Consider the following 17131-nt stretch of genomic DNA (forward strand, 5'->3'; position numbering starts at 1 on the left):
CGCGGCCATGCCCGAGACAACGGAACATATCGTCATCGTCGGCGCCGGCGCGGCCGGCCTGATGGCGGCGCGCGAGCTGGCGCGGACCGGCCGCAAGGTGACGGTGCTGGAGGCGCGCGAGCGCTGCGGCGGCCGTATCCTTCCGCTGCCGGTTGAGGAGTTCGGCTACCCCGCCGCGGGCGGCGCCGAATTCGTCCATGGCGAGGCGCCGGTCACGCGCGAGCTGCTGCGCGAGGCCGGGCTGTCCCTTCACGAGATCGCGGGCGAGCAGTGGAGCTTTGACGGAATGACGCTCTCGCGCGAGGAGCGCGACGATCCGCACGAGGCGGAGCTTCAGGCCGTGCTGAGGGACTTGAAGGACGATCTCTCCGTCGCCGAGTTCCTGCGCCGGCATTTCGCCGGGGATGACTATGCGCCGATGCGCCAATCGATCGAGCGGATGGTCGAGGGCTATGACGCGGCCGACCCCGAGCGCGCCTCGACGCTGGCGCTGCGTGAGGAATGGATGGATGGCGGGCACGCGCCGCAGGCGCGCATCGATGGCGGCTATGGCGCGCTGATCGACTTTCTGGCCGCCGATTGCCGCAGGTTCGGCGTGACCATCCATCTCGGCTGCGTGGTGTCGGCGATCGAGGAGGGCGGCGACACGGCGGCCGTTCGCTGCGCCGGCGGCGATGTCCAAATCTGTGATCGCGTGATCCTCACCGTGCCGCTGCCGCTGTTGCGCGAGATGGCCCTGCCGGCGAGCGCGCGCGCGAGGCTTGCTGCTGCGGGCGACATCGGCTTCGGCAACGTCATCAAGATCCTGCTGCGGTTTGCGCGGCCGTGGTGGCGCGAGCGGCACCAGGATCTCGCAGCCATGACCTTCCTGTTGTCCGACCGGACCATCCCGGTGTGGTGGACGCAATACCCGGGCGGGCAGGCCGTGCTCACCGGCTGGTTCGGCGGCCCGCGCACGGCGGAGCTGGACAACCTCGATCCGCGGGGACTGATCGATGCCGGGCTCGATTCGCTCGCCGCCATTTTCAAGCTGTCGCGCGAGGACATCGCGCGCGAGCTCGTGGCGGCGGCGGCGACCAACTGGGCACACGATCCCTTTGCCCGCGGTGCCTATTCCTGGGCGACGCCGCGAACGCGTGCGGCACAAGCGATCCTCGCGCGTGCCGATGGCCTGGTGCTGTTTTCCGGCGAGGCTCTCTATCGCGGTCGTGACATGGGCACGGTAGAGGCGGCGCTGGCGAGCGGCCAGGAGACGGCAGGGATGATTTTGCGGGGGTAAGAAAAAGGCCCGCATCGCGGGCCTTTCCTTTTACCAGCGGCTGCCGCCGAAGCCGAACGTCACCGAGGGACCGCCGCCGCCGTAATACCCGTACGGCCCGCCGCCGTAATAGCCGTGATGCCGCGGGTAGTAGCCGTAGCTCCGGTGGTGCGGACGATAGTAGCCATGATGGTGGTGATGATGACGCCAGTGATGATGGTGGCGATGGCCGTGGTGCCGGTGCTGCGCGCTGATGTCGGTCGATTGGCCGGCCTGCGCGTTCTGCTTCGCGCTTGAATTATTGGCCGCGTTCGCCGCCGATCCGCCGGCAAGCGCCGCAACACCGACCGCCATCGCGACAATGAAATACTTCATGGTGTCATCACTCCAGTTGAATGTCGTGTGACAACAGATGGGCGCTTCCCGCGTTCCGGCCAGTGCGGGCGTCGAAACGACGCAGTATTGCGACGTCCGATTCGCGCGCATGAGTGGGCTCGTGAGATTTATTGTCGCATCATCGGCATTGATCGCATTCCTGCCATCACTTGGCCGCGAACGCGGCGACCACGTCGTCGCTGGTGACGATGCGCGCGAACTCGCCGTTGAGGTTCGACAGCGTCATCGCATGGATCTCCTCGGCGGAATGCTTGTCGCCGTCGGGCCCGATGCGGTCGAACGTCCATGTCGCATCGCGCACGAGCTGCGCATCGAAACCGAGATTGCCGGCCATCCGCGTCGTCGTCTCCACGCAATGATTGGTGGTCGCGCCGCAGATCACGAGCGTGCCGATGCCGGCCGCGCGCAGGCGCTGCTCCAGGTCGGTGCCGATGAAGGCGCTGTTGACGCGTTTGACGATGACCGTCTCGCCCGGCTGCTCGCGCGCCTCGTCCTTGACGGCGTAGCCGGAACGCGATGGCAGAAACGATGAATTCGGCTTCGTACCCTCGTGGCGGATATGAAAGATCGGCGCGCCGCGCGCCCTGAACGTCTTCAGCAGACCCGCGATCCGCGCCACCGCATCCGGATTGTTGCGCCGCTGTCCCGCCGCCTCCCATTCGTCGAACGCGCGCTGGACGTCGACGACGATGAGAGCGGGGAAGGGGTCGGGCATGATCGGACCTTTCGCACGGGTTGTAAAAGCGAATATGCGAGGCGACTGGGACAGCGCGCAATGCCGATCTTCGCTCGTTTCGCGACAGCTTTCGTGCCCCGGACGCAGCGCAGCGTCTCTTCCCTGCATGGCCGCCTTGCTGAGGATCAAAGCGGCAAGGACTGGCCGGCCTAGTGTCGAGGCACCAAATGCTGGGAATCGAGAGATGCGAGAGGACGCCATGCCGGGACAGGCGAGTCAACCGGACGGTCTTGCCGACATCAAGACGCTGCCGCAACTGCTGCGCTGGCGCGTCGAGGCGACGCCGGCGGCGGAGGCTTATCGTCATTTCGATGCGACCGCGCAGCGCTGGGTCAGCCAGTCCTGGCGCGAGATCGATGCGGGATTCGAGCTGTGGCGGCGCGCGCTCGCCGCGGAGGAGTTCGCGCCGGGCGAACGCGCCGCCATCCTGATGCCGAACGGCATTGCGCATATCGCCATGGACCAGGCGGCGCTGTCGCGCGGCCTCGTGCCGGTGCCGATGCATGCCGTCGACAATCCCGACAGCATCGCCTACGTCCTTGTCGATTCCGGCGCGCTGCTCTTGTTCGTCGATACGCTGGAGCGCTGGCAGGCGATCGTGGCGACCGGCCAGCCGCTCGACCATCTCAAGCGCGTCGTCTGCGCGGATGCAAGCGGGCTCATCACGCCGAATGCCCGCATCGTCGGGCTCGACCATTGGCTCGCGCAAGCCCCCGGCGCTACCGCGCCGCTGCCAGATGTCGCCATCGAGCCGCACGATCTCGCCGCCATCGTCTACACCTCGGGCACCACCGGGCGGCCGAAGGGCGTGATGCTCTCGCATGGCAATGTCGTCGCCAATGTGAAGGCGATCGCGCACCGCATCGCCGCCGAACCCCATGACGTCTTCCTGTCCTTCCTGCCGCTCTCGCACACCTTCGAGCGCACCGGCGGCTACTACTATCCGATCGCGGCCGGCGCGTGCGTCGCCTATGCCCGCTCGGTGCCACAACTCTCGGAGGACCTGAAGCGTGTGCAGCCGACGGTGCTGGTCTCGGTACCGCGGATCTACGAGCGCATTTTCGCGCTGATCATGCAGCATCGCGCATCAGCAAGTTACATCGAGCGCTTGCTGCTCGACCTCACCATCGCCGTCGGCGGGCGGCGTTTCGATGCACGGCAGCGGCATGGCGTGCCGTCGCTGCTGGACCGGCTGGCCTGGCCGTTGCTCAAACGGCTCGTCGCCGACAAGGTGCTGGCGCGGCTCGGCGGCCGCCTGCGCGTCGCGATCTCCGGCGGCGCGCCGATCGCGGAGCCCGTCATTCGCCTGTTTCTCGCGCTCGGGCTGGACGTGCTCCAGGGCTACGGCATGACGGAGACCTCGCCGGTGGTCTCCGTCAACACCATCGAGGACAATGATCCGCACTCGGTCGGCCATGTCCTCGACGGCGTCGAGGTGAGGCTAGGCGAGAACGACGAGTTGCTGGTGCGCGGCCCCAGCGTGATGCTCGGCTATTGGCACAAGCCGGAGGAGACACGCCGCGTCAAGGACGCCGACGGCTGGCTGCACACCGGCGATCAGGCCCGCATCGAGAACGGGCGCATCACCATCACCGGCCGCATCAAGGACATCCTGGTCACGTCCACCGGCGAGAAGATCGCGCCGGTGGATCTGGAGACCGCGATCCTCGCCGATCCCCTGTTCGAGCAGGCGCTGGTGGTCGGCGAACAGCGGCCGTTCCTCACCGCGCTGGTCGTGCTGAACGCCAAAGCCTGGGTGCAGGAGAAGGAAAGACTGGCGGCGAGCGGCAAGCAAGGCGGCGCGGCGGAACGGGCTGCGCTGCTGGCGCGAATAGCGGCGGCCGTGAAGGCCTATCCGTCCTACGCGACGCCGCGCGCGGTGTGGTGGACGCTGGACCCGTGGACCATCGCGAGCGGCCTGCTCACGCCGACGCTGAAGAACAAGCGGCCCGCGCTCGAACGCCGCTTCGCAGACGAGATCGAGCACGTCTATGCGAAGAAGCCCGCGCCGATAACGCCGACGTGATTTCGCCTCTCCCCGCGGTTGATCCAGCGCAACTTAGGCCGCTGCCTCGCGATGCAATGTCGCCCGTGAATTCGAACGGCAATCGAGGCAAGTCATGAAGGCGTATTTCATCGGCGGTGGCATTGGATCGCTCGCGGGCGCGGCGTTCCTGATCCGCGATGCGCAGCAGGCCGGGCGCGACATCGTGATCTACGAGGCGCAGCCGCTGGTCGGCGGCAGCCTCGACGGCACGCTGCTCGCGAACGGCGCCTATTCGCTGCGGGGCGGGCGAATGCTGACCACCGATCACTACGAATGCACCTGGGATCTGCTCTCCAGCATCCCTTCGCTCGAGCATCCCGGCCTCAGCGTGCGCGAGGAGACCATCGCATTCAACCTGGAGAACCCGGCGCACTCGAAGGCGCGGCTGGTCGATCGCAACCGTTTCAAGGTCGACGTCTCGCATATGGGTTTCTCCGCGCGCGACCGGCTCGAGCTGCTGCGGCTCACCGAGGCCTCGGAGGAGACGCTCGGCAATAGCCGCATCACCGACTGGCTCTCGCCGAAATTCTTCGAGTCCAATTTCTGGTACATGTGGCAGACCACCTTCGCGTTCCAGCCCTGGCACAGCGCGGTCGAGCTGAAGCGCTATCTGCACCGCTTCATGAACGAGTTTCCGCGCATCGAGACGCTCGCCGGCGTCAAGCGCACCGTCTACAATCAGTACGATGCGATCGTGCGGCCGCTCGCCGACTGGCTGAAGCGGCAGGGCGTGCAATTCGTGCGCGGCACGCGCGTCACGGACATGGCGATCGAGCGCGAGGACGGGCGCTTGCGGGTGCGCCAGCTCGTGCTCGATCGCGACGGCCGCATCGCCAATGTCCGGCTCGAGGACGGCGATCTCGTATTCTTCCAGAACGGCTCGATGACGGACGCCTCGAGCCTCGGCACCATGACCGAGCCGCCACCGCATCTGACCAAGAAAGACAGCCAGGGCTGGGCGCTGTGGGAGACGATCGCGAAGGAGCGTCCCGAATTCGGCAATCCCGCCGCGTTCAACAGCTCGATCCCCGAATCCTATTGGCTGTCCTTCACCGTCACCTGCCGCGATCCACTCTTCTTCGACCGGATGGAGGCGTTCTCCGGCAACCGTGCGGGCACCGGCGGCCTCGTCACGTTCAAGGATTCCAACTGGCTGATGTCGGTCGTGCTCTATCACCAGCCGCATTTCGCCGGACAGCCGAAGAATGTGCAGGTGTTCTGGGGCTATGCGCTGCATCCCGACCGCGTCGGCAATTTCGTTGCGAAGCCGATGTCCGATTGCGGCGGCGCGGAGATCCTGAAGGAGCTGTGTGGCCATTTGAATTTCGATGCGGGCGTGTTCGAGGACGCAATCTGCGTGCCCTGCCGCATGCCCTACATCACCAGCATGTTCATGCCGCGCAACCTGACGGATCGGCCGCTGCCGGTGCCGAACAATTCGGTCAACCTCGCTTTCGTCAGCCAGTTCGTCGAAATCCCCGACGACGTCGTGTTCACGGTCGAATATTCGGTGCGCGCGGCGCAGATGGCGGTCTATCGACTGATGAAGATCGATCGCCCGGTGCCGCCGGTGACGCGGCACGACAAGTCGCTCGCGATCATCTTCGCGACGCTGGAGAAGGCATTCGCGTGATCGCTACTTGAACGGGTTACTTGAAGGGATCTTGGATCGACGGCGCCGATTGCCGGATGCGGCGCACGCTGACCGGCGTGCCGTCGGAGACGAACAGCAATTCGTAGCGCCGGCCCTCACTGTCGGTGGCGGAGCAGGTGACGTCGGTCACCTTCCTGGCGGCGAAATTGCCGGTCTGGCGGCAGAGGCCGGTGGAGGTCTGCTCGGCCGGCACCGGAAGGCCGTCGACCCTGGGGCGGTCCTTGGAGTTGAGCAGCATGCGGTCGATCGGCAGCTCGTAGGAATTGTCGTCGGCGCGCTTGCCGTTTTCGCCGGAGAACGACACGACGTGGCTGTCGTCGGAGGGATCGTCGACCGCGACCGCAAAGTTGACGCGGCCCTTGTCGCCATGGGCGTAGGCCACCGTCTTGCAGGCGAAGGTGCGCCCGGCGACCTTGAAGGTCTTGCAGTGGCCGGACATCAGCGCCAGCAGATCGATGAAGGCATTCTGCAGCGCCGGCGGATTGTTGACCGGGATCGGCTTGGAAGTCTCGGCAAAACAAGGACTTGCCAAAGCGGCAAGGGTGGCCGTGAAAACAAGGGTCGCGGCCAGCAGCGATCGGCAGAGGCGCATTGGAAGGCTCACGTGCCAGGGAACCACGGTCAGGTTCCGCACCATAACCATCGAACCGCAAATTGGTTGCGATCCCGTTTGTCCTGCAAGTCCCGCCTGGAATACCACCGCGCCACCCCGACGGCGTTTGTCCAAATCGCCCAAACCGTCCGCCGCCACTTGCCGTCAGGCCGGTGTTTTTTTCGTGGCGGAACTCAGGCCATCGCCGCCTGCCAGCGCGTATCGCGAAGTGAGGGCCGGCGGTGCAGGCGGGCGCCCAGCAGGGTGCGGGCGCGGGCGAGCTCGCCGCTGCGCATGAGTGCGACGATATAGGTGTCCTCGACCAGTTCGCGCTGGGCGTGGCTGCCGCCGATCCGCACGACCTCGGCGAGCACGGGCGCCAGCGTTTGCGCGCATGACGCGTAATTCTCATCCGCAAAGGCCGCCAGCGCGCGGAAGATCGCCGGCACCACGGGGCCGGCCGGCAGCTTGCCCTCGGCGAGGCGCTGCTCGATGGCCGCAAGGCGCGTGGTGAGCGCCGGGTGGTTTTGCGTCGCCGCCGCGAACAGCGCCATGTGGATGTCGGCGAAGGACAGGCTCGACTTCGGAAACAGTTTTTGCGCGCTGGCGTCGGCTTCCAGCCACAGCGCCTTCGGCACGGAATGGCCGTAAGCCGAGAGGCGCCACAGCAGCGAGGCGGCGTCGGTGATGACGTTGAGTGGTGGCGCCTGCGTGACTGACGGCTGGAGCACGTCGGCATAGATTGCGAGCGCGCGTGCCGCATCGCCATGCTCGAGCGCGCCGAGCGCCTGGTGCCAGCGGATATGGCCGTGCAGGATTCCGGCGCGGTCGTAAGACGGGATCCAGTCGTCGACGAGGCGGTCGGCAGCGTCGATCGAGCCGTCCTCGAACATCGCATGCAGCACCGCATGCGCAGCGTGAGCATTGGCCCGGCGGAGGTCAAAACCGCGCTCGGTCATGGCGCGGCCGCGCGCGACGTCGCCATTCTCCGTCATCGCCCAGCCGGCCATGGTCAGGAACCACCAGTCTTCGTCATAGTGCTGCGCCACACGTCCGCACAGCTCGTGCCGTGCGCGGTCGTGGTCGGCCATGCCAGAGAAGCCGAACAGGCCGAACGCGCCGAGCGGCAGCGACAGCACCAATGCATCGCGCGGCCATGTGTCGATGTGCCTCAGCGTGGATGCGATCGCCTCGGCTAGCCGGCCCTCGATCGCAAGCGCCAGCGTCTCGACATGCGAGCGCTCGCGCTCGGTGCCGCGCCTGGCGACCAGTTCGCGTGCGAGCGCCGCCTTGCTTCGGGCGAGATCGCCCTGCTGGTAGAAAGCGTGCACGCGCGCGCGGGCGATATGGGGAAGCGCGAAGTCCGGATCGGCTGCGATGGCGCGCTCCAGCATCTCCGCCATGCCGGTCCAGCCCGCAAGCATGAGGTCGACACCCTCGCGATAGGCGCCAGCGGCCGCATCGGATATGGTGGAGAGCGGCAGGCCGTAGCGATCTTGATGCGCCATCGTGATCTCCCGATCTCACGCCGTCCGCGCGCGCCGGCCTTCGATCGGGTAGGCGGGATCGTTGTAGCCTGGCGTCGAGGGATGCCCCGGCACGACCAGTCGGTCGATCAGCGCCTCGTCATCCCCAGTGAAGCGGTAGTCGAGCGCGCTGATGTAGCCGTCCCATTGCTCCTCGGTGCGGGGCCCCGCGACGATCGAGGAAACGAAGGCGGAGTTGAGCACCCAGGCGACTGCGAACTGGCCGGCGGTGATGCCCCTTTTCCCGGCGTGAGTCTTGATCTCCTGCGCGAGCTGCAGCGATTCCGGTCGCCATTCGGTCTGCATCATGCGGGTGTCATTGCGGCCCGCGCGCGTCTCCTTGTCGGGGGCGGCATCGGGCTTGTACTTGCCGGTGAGCACGCCGCGCGCCAGCGGGCTGTAGGGCACGATGCCGAGGCCGTAATAGGAGCAGGCCGGAAAATGCTCGACCTCGGGCATGCGGTTCATCGCGTTGTAATAGGGCTGGCTCACCGCGGGCCGGTCGATGCCGAGCCGGTCGCAGATGTTGCAAATCTCGGCAACGCGCCAGGCGCGATAGTTCGAGACGCCGAAATAGCGCACCTTGCCCGATCGGATCAAATCGCCCATCGCGCGCACCGTCTCTTCCAGCGGTGTCGAATGGTCTTCCTTGTGCAGATAGTAGATGTCGATGTGGTCGGTGCCGAGCCGCCTCAGGCTGTCGTCGGCGGCCTGCAGCACCCAGCGCCGAGACAGGCCGCCGCAATTGGGATCGTCGCCCATGGGGTTGGCGAGTTTTGTGGCAAGCACCCAGGCGTTACGGTTGCTGGCAATGGCGCGGCCGACCACCTCCTCGGAGGCGCCTTTCGAATAGGCGTCCGCCGTGTCGATGAAGTTGATGCCGGCATCACGCGCTTTGTCGATGATCCGTTTTGACGTGGCTTCATCGGTCGGCCCGCCGAACATCATGGTGCCCAGACAAATCGGCGACACTTTCAGGCCGCTGCGGCCGAGCTGACGGTATTGCATGGGCGGGTCCTCGATATCTTTAAGGAGCGCAGCATAGCCAGCCATAGCCGTCATTGCGAGCGCAGCGAAGCAATCCAGCAATGCCGCTTCCTCTCGTCGTCCCGGACAAGCGCGCCCCAAGCGCGCGCAGATCCGGGACCCATAACCACAGGGTTGCGTTCGGCGAAGACTCGGAGTTACGAGCTTCGTGCCACAACTGCTCCCTGTGGTTATGGGTCCCGGCCTGCGCCGGGACGACAGCGGAATGTGTGGTTGCGGCAGTGGCAACCTGACCGAACAGCTACCCCGGGCCCTTCAGAATCTTGAACACGCCGTTCGCCATCACGATGCAGCGGCCATCCACCGTCACCTCCGTGCTCATGAAGATCAGGCTGCGCGTCGAGCGCACCACGCGCGGGCGGGAGATCAGGATGTCGCCGATCTGGCCGGCCTCGACGAAATGGGTGTCGAGCTGCACGGTTGCCATGAACTCCTTGCCGGAGACGTAACGGGCGGTCATGCCGCAGGTGCGGTCGGCAAAGGTCATCATCACGCCGCCCTGGACCATGCCGCGGCGGTTGTGGTGCTTGTCCTCGGTCGCGAGCGCGAATTCGTAATGACCGTCGACCTTGCGCTCCCACAGGGGACCGATCAGGTGCATGAAGCCCGTGGTCTCCAGGATGCTCCAGCCGTCTGATTTGAGCCTTGCGGCGGCCTTGTTGGTCATCTCGTCGTCCATTCCGTGCGGGCCTTGCGATCCCGTTTCATCGGGGCCGGACGTGGTGTAGTCAAGCATCATGAGACCGTTCGATGATGCCACACGGCGGAATATCGCGAATGCCTGCGCGGCCTTCATGCGGCTGCCGGCGGGTGAAGTGCCGACGACGCTGAAGCGTGCCGCGGTGGCGGTCGCGCTGACCGCGAGCGAGGACGATGACACCGCATTCCTGCTCACGCTGCGCGCATCGCATCTGCGCGCCCATCGCGGCCAATGGGCGCTGCCGGGCGGCCGCTGCGACGCCGGCGAGACGCCGGTCGAGGCGGCGTTGCGCGAGCTCGACGAGGAGCTTGGCCTTCGCCTCACCGGCGCGCAGGTGCTCGGCACGCTCGACGATTATCCGACCCGCTCCGGCTATCTGATCACGCCCGTCGTGGTCTGGGCCGCCGACAGTGCCGCGATCAGGCCGAACCCGGACGAGGTGGCTTCGGTCCATCGCATTGCGCTCGACACGATCGAGCGCGACGACGCCTTCGATTTCGTCGCGATCCCCGAGAGCGCGCGCCGCGTCATTCGCTTCCATCATCAGGAAAGCCTGATCCACGCGCCGACGGCGGCGCTGATCTACCAGTTCCGCGAGGTGCTCGCGGGCCGGCAGACCCGCGTCACCGAGCTGGAACAGCCGGTGTTCGCCTGGAAGTGACGCAAGAGACGAAAAAAGAGGTAAACGGCGCGTTAACGTGACGGTTACCGGATGCCTGCTAAGAGGGCAGGATGCATCATTCGATTCGAAACAGCCTCTTTCGAAACAGCCTCTCTCGAAACAGCCTTGCGCTGGTTCCACTTGCGCTCGTCCTGCTCGCGCCCGCCGCGCGTGGCGGCGAGATCGACGCGCTGCCGCCCGCCGTTCGCGATGCCAACGCCCAGCTGCTGTCGCAGTTTTTTGCCCAGGGTGGCGCCTCGCCGGCCGTGCTCGAATATCGCCGCAAGCTTGCGGAATATCAGGCGGCGCGCGCGGCCTTCGACGCCGAGGCCGGCGCCTATTGGAGCCAGATCTCGGAGAAGCGGAAAGGCCGCAACGCCAAGCGGCGCAGCGGGCAGCAGGTGACGCTCGATGATTACGTGCTGGAGCATCCGCCGCTCTATAACGGGCCGAAGAAGCCGGTGAATCCGGAGCCGGAGGAAACGCCGGACCGTCCCGCCAAAAAGCCGATCCCGGTGGTCGCCGATTTCCTGCGCGCGGCGCAGGAGCTCTACCAGTTCACGCCGCAGCGCCCGGCGAGCGAGATCGAGTTCAAGCGCGCCTATGCGCGCTATGCGCTGGCCTCCGGGCTGACGCGCGAGCAGGCCGTGCGGGTCTATTCGTTCGAGACCGGCGGCACCGGCAGCCACGACGTGCAGGCGGGAATCGAGCATGGCGGCAAGCGCGCGATCTCGACCGCGATGGGCTACAACCAGCTCCTGACCACCAACAGCGTCGAGCTGCTCGCCGAGCAGGGGCACGAACTCATTCGCGCGCTCTCCGAGAAGGTCGCGCGGACATCAGGACCGGCGCGTCAGTCGCTCGAGCACAAGCTCGTCGTGCTGAAGAAAATGGTGGCGCATGCGAAGTCGGTGCCCGACACCTGGTCGGAGCACGAGAAGATCGGCAACACCGCGCAGGGCTGGGCCATGCATGCGATGGTGCTCGACATCGATGTCGGTCCGATGCTGCAGACCCACAAGCTCCTGACCTCGGTGCTGTTCGCCCGCGCCAAGGGCTACAGCCGTCCGCTGACCGCGGCCGAGCTCGAGATGATGAACCTCACCGGCGACGGCACCGGGCTCGACATGGTGACGATGCCGCAGGCGATGCGCGAGCAGGTGCCGACCTCGAACTTCTTCCAGCGCGGCGGCTACGAGCGCAACCCGGTCGCAATTCGCCACAACACGGTGGCCAAGCTGCTGGCGGTGACCGACGATCGGATGGATTCGAACAGCAGCAAACCCGGTGCAAGGGAATTGGCGGGGGCGTTTTAGCGCGCTGCCGTAGGTGGGCAAAGCGACTTGTCCGCCATAGCTCGAAGAGCGGCGGCGGAAGCGTGCCCACGCACCTTTTGCGATAGAGAGAGATGGTGGGCACGGCGCTAACGCGCCTTTGCCCACCCTACGGCAGCGCGCTTACTGATCCGGCCCGAACTTGAACTTGCCGTCGCCTTCCAGATAGGGGCCGCTGCGCATGTAGAGCTGGCCGTTGTGGCCGATGAAGAACAGCGTGCCCTTCGGGACCTTCTTGGCGCCCTTCAGGAGCTCGCCGGCGTTGCTGGTGCCCATCTTGTAGGAAAAGGTCTTGCCCTCCCTGTCATAGGCATAGCCGGTGTCGGGCTTGAGCTCCCACGGCGTTGCAGGGGCTTGCGCGAAAGCGGGCGCGGCGAACGCGCCGAGCACCGTTACGAGTGCAGCCGAAACAAGTGCAAATGTCTTGGTTGAAAATGTCATCATCCATCCTCCCCGTCGCTGGGGTACCCGGCTTGAACAAATCACGAACGGCTTGTCCGGGTCAATTTGCGAAAGCGCCGCAGCGCATCACGTCTTGCCCAGCAGTTTGTGATTTTCCCTTCGTCCCCTCGCGACTATGTTCCGCTTTCCGTCTAGAACGCAACTCGACAAAATTATGGGTGGGGATGATTCGGATGCGCCATGTGATTAAACTTTGCTGGGCTGCTGCATTGTCGTTGACGGCGCTGGCACCGGCCGCCCGGGCCGATGATTACCAACTCAGCCACAACCAGCGGATTTCGTGCAGCCGCGGCCTTGCCCCGGGCAAGCTGAACACGGCGACCTGCAAGTCCTACACCTATCTGTTCAACACCAAGACCTCGGAATATTTCCGCTGCCAGGTCTCGCTGGCGCTGACCCGCGACAACAAGGAAGTCATCAACGTCCAGACCGACGGCGGCTGCACCAAGAAGCCGCGCATCTTCGAGACCGACGGCAAGTATGATTTCGACGCGACCGAGACCGAGCCGCCGAACACCAATTCGTTCTTCGGCCCCGGCGGCTATTCGGTGTGGGCCGCCGATGTCGGCGCGCAGAAGGTGCGCGGCTGCATCATCATCTCCTCCGGCCTCGGTTCCGACATCTCCAAATGCCTGGACATGACGTTCCAGTGAGAGCTTGCCAGTAAAGCCTTTCCAGCAAAGCCTTGCCAGCAAAGCCTTTCCAGCAAAGCCTTGCCAGCAAAGCCTTGCCAGTAAAGCCGCGCCAGTGACGGCGCGCTCCCTCCTGCTTACGGGGAGGGCGATCGCGTATGCGCTTGGCGGGGCCTGAGCGAGCGCCTCGTCCTTCGAGATGACCGCTTCGCGGTCTCCTCAGAATGGGGCTGAGCGCCAGCTTTGCTGTTGAAATCGCTGTCACGTACTCCGTCCTCATCCTGAGGGCCGCCGCAGGCGGGCGTCTCGAAGGATGCGCCGCGGGCGACTGCGCCACCTCGCCGCACCGCGGGTTCCCGAAAAATTCAGCGGATCGGCCGTTTACCGCAGTCCTGTTTTGTCTTTTGGATGGGTTGACCCGCATCCCTCATCCGGCCAATTTCGCCGCCGGTTTGGGGAGAACAACAACCATGAAACTGACCATTTTCGGCGCGGCCGCGGCTCTTGCTCTGGCGGCGTCGGCACCTTGCGCGCAGGCGCAATCCTTCATCAACGTGCTGACCGGCGGCACCTCCGGCGTCTATTATCCGCTCGGGGTCGCGATCGGGAAGATCTACGGCGACAAGATTCCGAACGTGAAGACGCAGGTGCAGGCCACCAAGGCGTCGGTCGAGAATTTGATCCTGCTGCAGCAGGGCCGCGGCGAGCTGGCGTTCACGCTCGGCGATTCGCTCAAGGCCGCCTGGGACGGCGAGGAGGAGGCGGGCTTCAAGACCAAGCTCGACAAGCTCAGGACCATCGGCGCGATCTATCCGAACTACATCCAGATCGTCGCCACCACCGAGTCCGGCATCAAGACGCTGGCCGACCTCAAGGGCAAGAGCCTCTCCGTCGGTGCGCCGAAGTCCGGCACCGAGCTGAATTCGCGTGCGATCCTGGCCGCCGCCGGCATGAGCTACAAGGATCTCGGCAAGGTCGAATATCTGCCGTTCGCCGAATCCGTCGACCTCATGAAGAACCGCCAGCTCAACGCCACGCTGCAATCGGCCGGTCTCGGCGTCGCCTCGCTGAAGGACCTTTCGACCTCGAGCCCGATCACGGTGGTGTCGGTGCCGAAGGAGACCGTCGACAAGATCGGCCCGCCCTTCGTCTCCGCGATCATTCCGGCCAACACCTATACCGGCCAGGACAAGGACGTGCCGACTGCGGCCGTGATCAACTATCTCGTCACGAGCTCCGCGGTGTCGGACGATCTCGCCTATCAGATGACCAAGCTGATCTACGAATCGCTGCCGGAATTGCAGAATGCACACGCGGCCGGCAAGGAGATCAAGCTCGAGACCGCCGCGACAGGCAGCCCGGTTCCGCTGCACCCCGGCGCGATCCGCTATTACAAGGAAAAAGAGCTGATCAAGTAAGGCGCGCTCTATCCGCGAACGTCATGCCCGGGCTTGTCCCGGGCATCCACGTTCTTGGAGACACCGTTAGACGTGGATGGCCGGGACAAGCCCGGCCATGACGGTGTGGGTGAGCAATGCCTCGATGTTATATGCGCTACAGGGCTGAGGACGAATAAGATGCTGGAAAAGGCAGAGGGCGCCGAAGCTGCGCCCATCAAGGTTGAGTTCGACAATTTCGAGCACGGTTTCCCGGACGGTTTCGGTCCGGGCTGGTGGGGGCAACTCGCCTATTGGATCGGCATCGCCTTCGCCACCTTCCAGCTCTATGTCGCCGCCTTCAACTATCTGCCGAGCCAGGTGGTGCGCGGCGTCCATGTCGGCTTCCTCGTTCTGCTCACCTTCGGCCTGATCGCCAACTTCACCGCGAAGAGCAATGCCGGTCGCGCGCTCGGCTGGGTGATCGGCGGCGCCGGCTTCCTGTGCGGGCTCTACCAGTGGATCTTCTACGCCGACCTGATCGCGCGCGACGGCGACCCGACCCGGCTTGATCTCGTGGTCGGCACGGTGCTGGCGGTGCTGATCTTCGAGGGCACGCGGCGCCTGATGGGCGCGGCGCTGCCGCTGATGTGCGGCGCCTGCCTCGTCTACTGGTTCTTCGGCCAGTACCTGCCGTCGCCGCTCAACCATCGCGGCTACGATTTCGACCAGATCGTCACGCATCTGTCGTTCGGCACCGAGGGCTTCTACGGCGTGCCGATCTACGTCTCGGCGACCTACATCTTCCTGTTCATCCTGTTCGGTTCGTTCCTGGAGCGCGCCGGCATGATCCAGCTCTTCACCGACGTTTCGCTCGGCCTGTTCGGCCGCACCCGCGGGGGACCTGCGAAAGTCGCGGTGTTCGCCTCGGGCATGATGGGCACGATCTCCGGCTCTGGCGTCGCCAATGTCGTGACCGTCGGCCAGTTCACGATTCCCCTGATGATCAGGTTCGGCTATCGCCGCGCGTTTGCCGCGGGCGTCGAGGCCACGGCCTCGATGGGCGGGCAGATCATGCCGCCGGTGATGGGCGCGGTCGCCTTCATCATGGCCGAGACGCTCGGCGTGCAATATTCCGAGATCGTCAAGGCGGCGGCCATTCCCGCGATCCTCTATTTCGCGTCCGCGTTCTGGATGGTGCATCTGGAAGCCGGCAAGCACGGCCTCGTCGGCATGAAGCGCTCGGAAATCCCGAGCGCCTGGAGGGCACTGGTGACGCGCTGGTACCTCGTGCTGCCGCTCGCCGCCCTCGTCTACATGCTGTTCGAGGGCTTTACGCCGCTCTATGCCGGCAGCATGGGCCTCGCGCTGACGGTGGCGCTGATCCTCGGCACCGCCATCACCACGGGCGCCTCCTCGAACGTGATCCGCACCATCTTCTGGATCGGCCTTGCGCTCGTCGTCGCCGCGCTCTCGCGGGACGGCCTCAAGATCGTGCCGGTCGCGAGCGTCGTGGTCGGGCTGATCGTGATCACCGCCTTCGTGCGCGGCGGCTTTGCGGCGCTGCGCGCCTGCCGCGACGCGCTGGCCGAGAGCGCCAAATCCGCCATCACCGTCGGCATGGCCTGCGCCATCGTCGGCGTCATCATCGGCATGATGTCGCAGACCGGCGTCGGCACCATCTTCGGCGGCTGGGTGATCGGGCTCGGCGAGAAGAGCCTGTTCCTGGCGCTGATCATGACCATGCTGCTGTCGATCCTGCTCGGCACCGGCATCCCGACCATCCCGACCTACATCATCACCGCCGCGCTCGCCGCGCCTGCGCTGGCCAAGTTAGGGGTGCCCTTGATCGCGAGCCACATGTTCGCGTTCTACTACGGCATCATGGCCGACCTCTCGCCGCCGGTGGCACTGGCGGCGCTCGCGGCGGCGCCGATCGCCAAGGAGAACCCGGACAAGATCGGCTGGGAGGCGATGCGCATCGCGCTGGCCGGCTACGTCATCCCCTTCATCTTCGTCTATTCCCCGGCCCTGATGCTGCAGGCCGGCGACCCCATGGCGGCAAAGCTCGGCTTCTACGGCGCGGTCGCGCTCGCGACCGTCAAGGCGTTGGTGGCGATCGGCCTGTTCGGCATGGTCGCGATCGGCTTCCTGTTCACCCGGCTGACGCTGATCGAGCGCCTGGTCGCGCTCGGCGCCGCGTTCTGCCTGCTCGGCGAATTCCCGTTCAGCGACACCGCGGGCTTCGTGCTCGCTGCGGCGCTCGCCCTGTGGCAATGGCGGCAGCGCCCGCCTGTAACGGTCGAGGCGGTGTGAGCCTCTGCTTCGCAACGGCTTTCGGCGTGAAGGCGCTGGCGTTGTCGGCGTTCACGCTGGTCTGGACGCATTCGATCGCGAAAGTCGACTGGCAGGAAGACTGGCGCGTCACCCCCGCCGGTCTCGAACTGGTGCAGGCCCGCGTCAAGGGCACCGGCCCCGGCATGGAGCCGCCGCCCGAGGCGCGGCTGGTCGACGGCTGGTTTCAGTGGCAGCCGAAGCGGGCAGCCATGAAAGAGGTCGTGCTCGGCAATTCGGGCGCGGCCGGCGAATGGCGGCTGTGCCATGATGGACAATGCCGGACGCTGTCGGAGATTGTCGGGTATCCCATTGGTGCTAACGTCACCACGATGAAGATCTGCAACGATCCGTAGCCCCGGATTACGCTTACGCC

The 17131-nt window shown here is 65.6% G+C and carries 16 protein-coding genes; 9 read left to right on the top strand and 7 right to left on the bottom strand.

The annotated features are described in order from the left end of the window. Positions 1-7 precede the first annotated feature (7 nt). On the top strand, positions 8-1279 hold the full coding sequence (locus tag GDN70_RS06565; RefSeq protein WP_152102307.1) for an NAD(P)/FAD-dependent oxidoreductase: 1272 nt from the start codon (positions 8-10) through the stop codon (positions 1277-1279). 30 nt (positions 1280-1309) lie between these two features. Here GDN70_RS06565 and GDN70_RS06570 read toward each other — a convergent pair whose 3' ends face one another. Then, entirely contained in the window at positions 1310-1633 is a 324-nt protein-coding gene (locus GDN70_RS06570) for a hypothetical protein (RefSeq protein WP_173015764.1), read from the bottom strand. Between the two features lie 166 nt (positions 1634-1799). After that, positions 1800-2369: a cysteine hydrolase family protein gene (locus tag GDN70_RS06575; RefSeq protein ID WP_028140724.1), complete on the bottom strand. Its 570-nt coding sequence runs from the start codon at positions 2367-2369 to the stop codon at positions 1800-1802. A 205-nt stretch (positions 2370-2574) separates the two neighbouring features. Here GDN70_RS06575 and GDN70_RS06580 point away from each other — a divergent pair, with 205 nt between their 5' ends. Next, positions 2575-4416, top strand: a complete 1842-nt coding sequence (locus GDN70_RS06580) for a long-chain fatty acid--CoA ligase (protein WP_085968031.1) — start codon at positions 2575-2577, stop codon at positions 4414-4416. 94 nt (positions 4417-4510) lie between these two features. After that, positions 4511-6070, top strand: coding sequence for an oleate hydratase (locus GDN70_RS06585; RefSeq protein WP_038950699.1), 1560 nt, complete (start codon positions 4511-4513; stop codon positions 6068-6070). A gap of 16 nt (positions 6071-6086) precedes the next feature. On the opposite strand, the gene GDN70_RS06590 is transcribed toward GDN70_RS06585, so the two are convergent. From GDN70_RS06590 to GDN70_RS06605, 4 genes are all read right to left on the bottom strand, one after another. After that, positions 6087-6683, bottom strand: a complete 597-nt coding sequence (locus tag GDN70_RS06590; RefSeq protein WP_028140721.1) for a hypothetical protein — start codon at positions 6681-6683, stop codon at positions 6087-6089. 194 nt (positions 6684-6877) lie between these two features. Beyond that, positions 6878-8191, bottom strand: a complete 1314-nt coding sequence (locus GDN70_RS06595; RefSeq protein WP_152102308.1) for a tetratricopeptide repeat protein — start codon at positions 8189-8191, stop codon at positions 6878-6880. Positions 8192-8206: 15 nt separating this feature from the next. Then, complete coding sequence (locus GDN70_RS06600) at positions 8207-9217, bottom strand: aldo/keto reductase (RefSeq protein ID WP_173015765.1); 1011 nt, start codon at positions 9215-9217, stop codon at positions 8207-8209. Positions 9218-9497: 280 nt separating this feature from the next. After that, positions 9498-9923, bottom strand: coding sequence for a PaaI family thioesterase (locus GDN70_RS06605; RefSeq protein WP_028140718.1), 426 nt, complete (start codon positions 9921-9923; stop codon positions 9498-9500). A 70-nt stretch (positions 9924-9993) separates the two neighbouring features. On the opposite strand from GDN70_RS06605, the gene GDN70_RS06610 reads away from it, so the two are divergent. Then, the gene (locus GDN70_RS06610) at positions 9994-10617 is read left to right on the top strand and encodes a CoA pyrophosphatase (RefSeq protein WP_038950701.1); all 624 of its coding nucleotides are present in this window, start codon (positions 9994-9996) and stop codon (positions 10615-10617) included. A 71-nt stretch (positions 10618-10688) separates the two neighbouring features. Next, the gene (locus tag GDN70_RS06615; RefSeq protein WP_152102310.1) at positions 10689-11933 is read left to right on the top strand and encodes a hypothetical protein; all 1245 of its coding nucleotides are present in this window, start codon (positions 10689-10691) and stop codon (positions 11931-11933) included. A gap of 141 nt (positions 11934-12074) precedes the next feature. Here the strand turns inward: GDN70_RS06615 and GDN70_RS06620 are convergent, their stop codons facing one another. Then, entirely contained in the window at positions 12075-12392 is a 318-nt protein-coding gene (locus GDN70_RS06620) for a hypothetical protein (protein WP_028140715.1), read from the bottom strand. A 194-nt stretch (positions 12393-12586) separates the two neighbouring features. On the opposite strand from GDN70_RS06620, the gene GDN70_RS06625 reads away from it, so the two are divergent. The 4 genes from GDN70_RS06625 (at position 12587) to GDN70_RS06640 (ending at position 17111) form a co-directional block, all read left to right on the top strand. Continuing rightward, positions 12587-13066 (top strand): hypothetical protein, encoded by a 480-nt coding sequence (locus tag GDN70_RS06625; RefSeq protein ID WP_038948879.1) that lies wholly within the window; start codon positions 12587-12589, stop codon positions 13064-13066. Between the two features lie 449 nt (positions 13067-13515). Next, positions 13516-14463: a TAXI family TRAP transporter solute-binding subunit gene (locus GDN70_RS06630; RefSeq protein WP_152102311.1), complete on the top strand. Its 948-nt coding sequence runs from the start codon at positions 13516-13518 to the stop codon at positions 14461-14463. Between the two features lie 159 nt (positions 14464-14622). Beyond that, positions 14623-16737 (top strand): TRAP transporter permease, encoded by a 2115-nt coding sequence (locus tag GDN70_RS06635; RefSeq protein WP_161966276.1) that lies wholly within the window; start codon positions 14623-14625, stop codon positions 16735-16737. Further along, complete coding sequence (locus tag GDN70_RS06640; protein ID WP_049824111.1) at positions 16698-17111, top strand: DUF1850 domain-containing protein; 414 nt, start codon at positions 16698-16700, stop codon at positions 17109-17111. Before GDN70_RS06635 ends, GDN70_RS06640 begins: the two co-directional genes overlap by 40 nt. The last annotated feature ends 20 nt before the right edge of the window (positions 17112-17131 follow it).

This window comes from Bradyrhizobium sp. TM102, assembly GCF_009176685.1.
Taxonomy (GTDB): Bacteria; Pseudomonadota; Alphaproteobacteria; order Rhizobiales; family Xanthobacteraceae; genus Bradyrhizobium; species Bradyrhizobium ottawaense.

Excerpts from the sequence above, each read along its gene's own strand:
- GDN70_RS06565 (WP_152102307.1), top strand. The coding sequence starts at position 8 with ATGCCCGAGACAACGGAACATATCGTCATCGTCGGCGCCGGCGCGGCC.
- GDN70_RS06570 (WP_173015764.1), bottom strand. The coding sequence starts at position 1,633 with ATGAAGTATTTCATTGTCGCGATGGCGGTCGGTGTTGCGGCGCTTGCC.
- GDN70_RS06575 (WP_028140724.1), bottom strand. The coding sequence starts at position 2,369 with ATGCCCGACCCCTTCCCCGCTCTCATCGTCGTCGACGTCCAGCGCGCG.
- GDN70_RS06580 (WP_085968031.1), top strand. The coding sequence starts at position 2,575 with ATGCGAGAGGACGCCATGCCGGGACAGGCGAGTCAACCGGACGGTCTT.
- GDN70_RS06585 (WP_038950699.1), top strand. The coding sequence starts at position 4,511 with ATGAAGGCGTATTTCATCGGCGGTGGCATTGGATCGCTCGCGGGCGCG.
- GDN70_RS06590 (WP_028140721.1), bottom strand. The coding sequence starts at position 6,683 with ATGCGCCTCTGCCGATCGCTGCTGGCCGCGACCCTTGTTTTCACGGCC.
- GDN70_RS06595 (WP_152102308.1), bottom strand. The coding sequence starts at position 8,191 with ATGGCGCATCAAGATCGCTACGGCCTGCCGCTCTCCACCATATCCGAT.
- GDN70_RS06600 (WP_173015765.1), bottom strand. The coding sequence starts at position 9,217 with ATGCAATACCGTCAGCTCGGCCGCAGCGGCCTGAAAGTGTCGCCGATT.
- GDN70_RS06605 (WP_028140718.1), bottom strand. The coding sequence starts at position 9,923 with ATGACCAACAAGGCCGCCGCAAGGCTCAAATCAGACGGCTGGAGCATC.
- GDN70_RS06610 (WP_038950701.1), top strand. The coding sequence starts at position 9,994 with ATGAGACCGTTCGATGATGCCACACGGCGGAATATCGCGAATGCCTGC.
- GDN70_RS06615 (WP_152102310.1), top strand. The coding sequence starts at position 10,689 with ATGCATCATTCGATTCGAAACAGCCTCTTTCGAAACAGCCTCTCTCGA.
- GDN70_RS06620 (WP_028140715.1), bottom strand. The coding sequence starts at position 12,392 with ATGACATTTTCAACCAAGACATTTGCACTTGTTTCGGCTGCACTCGTA.
- GDN70_RS06625 (WP_038948879.1), top strand. The coding sequence starts at position 12,587 with ATGCGCCATGTGATTAAACTTTGCTGGGCTGCTGCATTGTCGTTGACG.
- GDN70_RS06630 (WP_152102311.1), top strand. The coding sequence starts at position 13,516 with ATGAAACTGACCATTTTCGGCGCGGCCGCGGCTCTTGCTCTGGCGGCG.
- GDN70_RS06635 (WP_161966276.1), top strand. The coding sequence starts at position 14,623 with ATGCTGGAAAAGGCAGAGGGCGCCGAAGCTGCGCCCATCAAGGTTGAG.
- GDN70_RS06640 (WP_049824111.1), top strand. The coding sequence starts at position 16,698 with ATGGCGGCAGCGCCCGCCTGTAACGGTCGAGGCGGTGTGAGCCTCTGC.